The sequence below is a fragment of the Cognatundibacterium rugosum genome, assembly GCF_014284365.1.
Lineage (GTDB): Bacteria > Pseudomonadota > Gammaproteobacteria > Burkholderiales > Burkholderiaceae_D > Undibacterium > Undibacterium rugosum.
This window is the reverse complement of record NZ_JACOGG010000078.1, coordinates 1-255: the sequence shown is the minus strand read 5'-3', so window position 1 is coordinate 255 and position 255 is coordinate 1. Positions and strand designations below refer to the sequence as shown.

At 59.6% G+C, this 255-nt stretch carries 1 protein-coding gene; it reads right to left on the bottom strand.

The genetic code is table 11. The features are described 5' to 3' along the window. Positions 1-34: 34 nt before the first annotated feature. Positions 35-255 (bottom strand): hypothetical protein (locus H8K47_RS18795; protein ID WP_186882742.1); only part of this gene is annotated, 221 nt, incomplete at its 5' end.

The following is a 255-nucleotide window of genomic DNA, read 5'->3' as shown; positions in this document are numbered from 1 at the left end:
CCAATGGCCTGGGCACCAAACTCGTTGAAATCGTTCAAAAGCCCCTAGAAACAAAAATCGTGGAAGAGGTCAAACCGCCTCCGCCACCACCAGACACGCCACCACCACCGCCGCCGAAACTGCTGGCCCCACCGCCACCATTCATTCCGCCGCCGGAAGTGCAGGTCCAGCCACAGGTACAGCCACAGAACACCATTTCTGCGGTGACCAACCAGAAACCGGAAAACCCGACCTTCACCAAGGCAGCGCCACCGG